This window comes from Phenylobacterium sp. (assembly GCF_030698145.1).
Taxonomy (GTDB): domain Bacteria; phylum Pseudomonadota; class Alphaproteobacteria; order Caulobacterales; family Caulobacteraceae; genus Phenylobacterium.
Window position 1 is genome coordinate 1 of record NZ_JAUYNW010000076.1, and the last position, 5,084, is coordinate 5,084.

3 protein-coding genes are annotated in these 5,084 nt (G+C 67.8%); 2 read left to right on the forward strand and 1 reads right to left on the reverse strand.

Annotated elements, in window-relative coordinates:
• Positions 1-317: 317 nt before the first annotated feature.
• The gene (locus Q8Q77_RS11060) at positions 318-1,394 is read left to right on the forward strand and encodes a phosphotransferase (protein WP_305583629.1); all 1,077 of its coding nucleotides are present in this window, start codon (positions 318-320) and stop codon (positions 1,392-1,394) included.
• A 158-nt stretch (positions 1,395-1,552) separates the two neighbouring features.
• Here the strand turns inward: Q8Q77_RS11060 and Q8Q77_RS11065 are convergent, their stop codons facing one another.
• The gene (locus tag Q8Q77_RS11065; RefSeq protein WP_305583630.1) at positions 1,553-4,036 is read right to left on the reverse strand and encodes a TonB-dependent siderophore receptor; all 2,484 of its coding nucleotides are present in this window, start codon (positions 4,034-4,036) and stop codon (positions 1,553-1,555) included.
• 556 nt (positions 4,037-4,592) lie between these two features.
• Here Q8Q77_RS11065 and Q8Q77_RS11070 point away from each other — a divergent pair.
• A partial coding sequence (locus Q8Q77_RS11070) for an FAD-dependent oxidoreductase (protein ID WP_305583631.1) occupies positions 4,593-5,084 on the forward strand: 492 nt, incomplete at its 3' end.

The following is a 5,084-nucleotide window of genomic DNA, read 5'->3' on the forward strand; positions in this document are numbered from 1 at the left end:
CGATCGACAAATCGTTGTCGATCGCATCCGGCTCGCAAGCGCGAGCCGGCGCTCATCACGGTGGCGCGTCGCCCTCTTCGGCGGCGTGACGGAGGGGGTTGCAGCCCACAAGCGAGAGTCAAAGTCCCCCTCACCCGGCCATTCGGCCGGGAGCTCCCCCAGGAGGGGAGCATCTGGGGGGCGAGATTGGTGCGGGGCCGCACTTTTCCCCTGGACTGACGCCGGGGAGGGGGATGACCCTTGGCTCGACGGACGGCGCGGGACAGCGCCGCCGGGAGGGACGGGACCATGAGGGCTTTCGCCCGGGAGCTCGGCGCTTGAGCCCCGACATCCGCGCGCCGGGCGAGATCGACGCGGCCTGGATGACCGCCATGCTGCAGCAGGCCGGGGTCGACGCGGTGGTGCGCGGGCTGAGCGCCAAGGGGGTCGGCACCGGGCAGATCGGCGACAGCGTGCGCTTCGTGCTGGACTATGAGCGCGGCGGGGAGGGCGCGCCCAGGTCGGTGGTGGGCAAGTTCCCGGCGGCCGACGACACCAGCCGGGCGACCGGGGTGATGCTGGGCAACTATCTGCGCGAGGTGAACTTCTACCGCCACCTGGCGGGTAAGGCGCTGATCCACACGCCGCGCTGCTACTTCACCGACGTGGAGGAGGCGACCAGCGCGTTCGTGCTGATCATGGAGGACCTGGCGCCGGCCGAGCAGGGCGACCAGCTCAAGGGCGTGAGCCTGGACCAGGCGCGGCTGGCGATGGGCGAGGCGGCCAAGCTGCACGCCAGCCACTGGGGCGACGACGGGCTGGACGACCTGCCCTGGGTGTCGGGCTCCAAGGCCGCGCCGCCCAGCGCGGCGACGCCGGAGATGGTCGCGGCCATGTGGATGGGGTTCAAGGCCCGCTACGAGGACCGGCTGGCGGCGCACTGGGTCGAGGTCGGCGAGGTGCTGGGGCGCAGCTTCGGGGCGGTGGGCGCGATGCACGACGGGCCGCGCTGCCTGACCCACAACGACTTCCGGCCCGACAACATGATGTTCGCCACGGCGGCCGGCGGCCACCCGATCACCACGCTGGACTGGCAGTCCTTCGCCTATGGGGCCGGGGCGACGGACGTGGCCTATTTCCTGGCCGGGGCCCTGCCGGCCGACGTGCGCCGCGCCCATGAGGACGAGCTGCTCGGGCTCTATCACGCCAGGCTGACGGAGCTGGGGGTGCGCGGGTACGCCGCCGCCGACCTGAGGCGGGACTATGGGCGCGGGGCGTTCCTGCTGTTCTTCACCGCCTTCTTCGCGGCCATGATGGTGGAGCAGACGCCGCGCGGCGACGACATGTTCATGCGCATGCTGGGCGGGGCGGCCGACCACATCCTGGACCACGGGGCGCTGGACGGGTTGGGGTAGGGCGGCGGCTTGCGGCGCGCTGCAACCCCCTCCGACACGTCGCCGATCGAGGCGACGCGCCAGCTCCCCCAAACCACGCTGCGCGCTGGGGGAGGATCTGGAACAAGATAGGCCGCGGCGGGAGAGGGTTCCGCCGCGGCCCGTTTGTCAGCTTCGGATCAGAACGTGAAGCTGAGTTTCGAGTAGTAGTAGCCGCCGTTGATGCCGAAGGGCGAGAAGGTCGGGTACTGGGTGACGTAGGCGTTGCTGTTGTTGCGGAAATACTCGTCCCGCAGCTGGGCGTTGACCTTGTCGGGGTAGGTGTTGAACAGGTTGTTGGCCCCGACGGCGAGCTTCACCGAGTCGGTGAACTTGTAGGAGACCTCCAGGTCGGTGATCAGGGTCGCCTCGATCTCGGTCTTGTAATAGACCGCCCCGGTCCGGCTGTTGAGGTTGGACGAGGGGCCGTAGAGCGCCTCGCGCAGGTTCACCGTCAGCTTGTCCCAGGTCCAGAGCGCGCCGCCCACGAAGCGGTACTTGGGTGAGGTGTCCTCCAGGTTGGAGATGGCCGTCAGGTTGAACAGCGAGGCGCCGGCGAGTTGGGCTGGCGGGGCCGAGATCTTGGTGACCTCGGTCTCGTTGAAGTTGGCGGTCAGCGACCACTGGACGCCGCCATAGTCGCCGAAGTCGGACGAGGTGGTGAGCACCAGCTCCGCGCCGCGGGTGCGGGTCTCCAGGCCGTTGGTGAAGATGGTGATGCCGGTCTGGGTGACGGTGGGGTCCAGCACGTTGCCGTTGGCCAGGATGGCGGCGCGGACCGCGGCGATGTTGAAGGCGCCGCCCGAGCCGAACAGCGCGCCGGAGCCCACGATGCGATCCTCGACGGTGATCTCGTAGGCGTCGAAGGTGACGGTGAAACCCGCGCCCGGATGGGCCACGAAGCCGATGCTGAAGTTGGTGGACTTCTCGGGCTTGAGGCCGTCGATGCCCACCAGCCTGGCGGCCGGGGAGTTGGGCGGAAGCTGCACGAAGGCCGCGGTCGGCGAGACGTTGGTGGCCGAGTAGAAGGATTCCGCCAGGGTGGGCGCGCGGAAGCCGGTGCTGGCCGTGCCGCGGATGGCGAAGGCCTCGTTGAAGTCGTAGCGGCCCGTGCCCTTGACCACGGTGGTGTCGCCGAAGTCGCTGAAGTGCTCGTAGCGGATGGCGGCGTCGAGCTGCAGGGCCTCGATGGGCGAGACCGCGACGTTGGCGTAGATCGCCCAGTTGGTGCGGTCATAGGCGCCGGCGTCGGTGAGCGCGAAGCCCGGATAGGACTGGGAGCCCTCCTTGTAGCGGGAGGCCTCGTCGCCCGGCTTGATCTCGTACTCTTCCTTCCGGTACTCGGCGCCCAGCGCCAGGTTGAGCGGCGTGGCCAGGCCGACGTCGTACTCACGCGCCACGTCCAGGGTGGTGGTCCACTGGCTGGCCATGAAGTCGCCGGCGTGGAAGTCGGTGGGCGAGAAGCCCTTGGTGGTGAGCGTCGAGGTGTCGATGTAGAGCGAGCGGTTCACCGAATCGAGGACGTTGATGGCCACCTCGTCGCGGCCGTAGGTGGTCGACAGGTCCCAGTTCCAGGTGTCGGAGATCTGGCCCTTGATCCCGAAGCTGACCGCGTAGTCGGTCTCGTCCAGGGCTTCCTTGGGGCTGAAGCCGAGCGGGCGGGGCAGGGTGCCGTCCTTGCCGACCACCAGGTTGGGCACGCGGTAGTTCTCATAGGCCGCGCCGTACTTCATGCCGAAGGTGCCGAAGGAATAGAGCTCCAGGCTGTCGGAGATCTCGTAGCCGGCGTTGAAGGAGAAGATGTTGAGCCGGTACTCGGCGTCGCCGGGGATGCGGTTCATGTAGGGATAGTCGGCCGCGCCGGCGAGCAGCGGATAGCGCGACAGGCGCGAGCTGGAGGCGGTGTTGAAGGCCGTGTCGATGGTGCGCGGATCGACATCGCCGCGGAAGGTGTGGTCGTGCCAGCGGCTTTCCAGGGTGAGGTTCAGATAGGCGCCGTCGATGGGCGCCAGGCCGAGATTGGCGGTGAGGTCGCCGGTCAGGCCGCCGCCGTCCATGAACTCGCCGCCCGACAGCACGATCGAGCCGCCCTCGGTGTTCTTCTTCAAGATGATGTTGATGACGCCGGCGATGGCGTCGGTGCCGTACTGGGCCGCGGCCCCGTCCTGCAGCACCTCGATATGGCTGACCGAGCCTAGCGGGATGAAGTTGAGGTCGGCGGTGGCGCCGCCCTGGAACGGACCGCCCAGGACCGCCAGGTTGGAGGTGCCGTGCCGGCGCTTGCCGTTGATCAGCACCAGGGCGTGGTTGGGGCTGAGGCCCCGCAGCTTGGCCGAGAGCGTCAGGTTGGCGGTGTCGCCGCCGAACGCCTGGGCGTTGAAGGACGGCACGTTCTGGGCGATGGCCTGGATCAGGTCGGTCTGGGCGACGCGAGCCAAGGCCGTCTCGTCCAGCACCTGGATCGGCGCGGGACTGTCGACCGCGCGCAGACCGGTCATACGCGTGCCGGTGACGATGAGGACGTCGAGCTCGGCGGCCGCCTCGTCGGTCGTCTGCGCCACGGCGGCGCCGGCCATACCACAGGCGAGCGCAAGCGCGCTGACTCCGGCAAATATAGATTTCATCTAGGACCCCTCTTGTTATGTTGTCGGGCCCTTCGGAACGCTTCCTCCACACGTACTCGCGGGGCGCCTAGGCCCTTCTTCTTTTGCGAGGCGTCGCCATACGTTCTCGCTCTCCAGTAATTCGAAGCGCGACGCCTCCGCGCGGCGAGGCGCACCAAGATGTCGACTCTCGGCGTCTGCCCTCGTCAGGCGGTATGTGAGTAACAGGACCGCGATCTGGCCTACCGGTGTCAATCCGATTAGTGATCAGGACTCCATCATGCGCGGAAAGCGGACAATCGAGGTCGTTAGTGCGGTTTTTTGAAGCAAATATTCCGATCATAGCATTTCATCAATCGATGGTTGCATAAAACGTCAGGTGTAGACGAAACTGACAGCGGTGTCAGTTTGTCGGATAATTGATCAGGTTCGCTCGTTATTTGAACTGCATCCGCCGATCCTGTGCGGATCGCCGGCGTCCAGCTTGCCAAGGGCCACCCCGGCGAACGCATCTGAGGCCCGCCGCGCCTCGTGCGGCGTCAGCCAGTCATCAGTTAGTCAGTCGGGGGAGCGCGAGATGGGGATCAGTCGCCGGGATTTCTTGCATCGGGTGGGTGCGAGCGGAGGCTATGGCGCGGCCTATACGGCGATGATGGCGCTGGGGCTGCTGCCCACCGCCGCGGCCAGCCAGGTCCCGGTGATGCCGGCCGACCTGGGGGCGGGCAAGAGCGTGGTCATCCTGGGCGGCGGGATCGCGGGGCTGGTCAACGCCTACGAACTGGAGCGGGCCGGGTTCGCCGTGACCCTGCTGGAGGCCCGCGACCGGCTGGGCGGCCGCAACTGGACCCTGCGCAACGGCTCGAAGATCGAGATGGTGGGCGAGCCCGACCAGACGGTGACCTTCTCCGACGGGGTCTACATGAACGCGGGCCCGGCCCGCCTGCCCAGCCACCACGAGGGGGTGCTGGGCTATTGCCGCAAGCTCGGGGTGGAGCTGGAGGTCGAGGTCAATTCCAGCCGCAGCGCCTATTTCTGGCCGCAGGGCTCGGACGCCAAGCCGATCCGCATG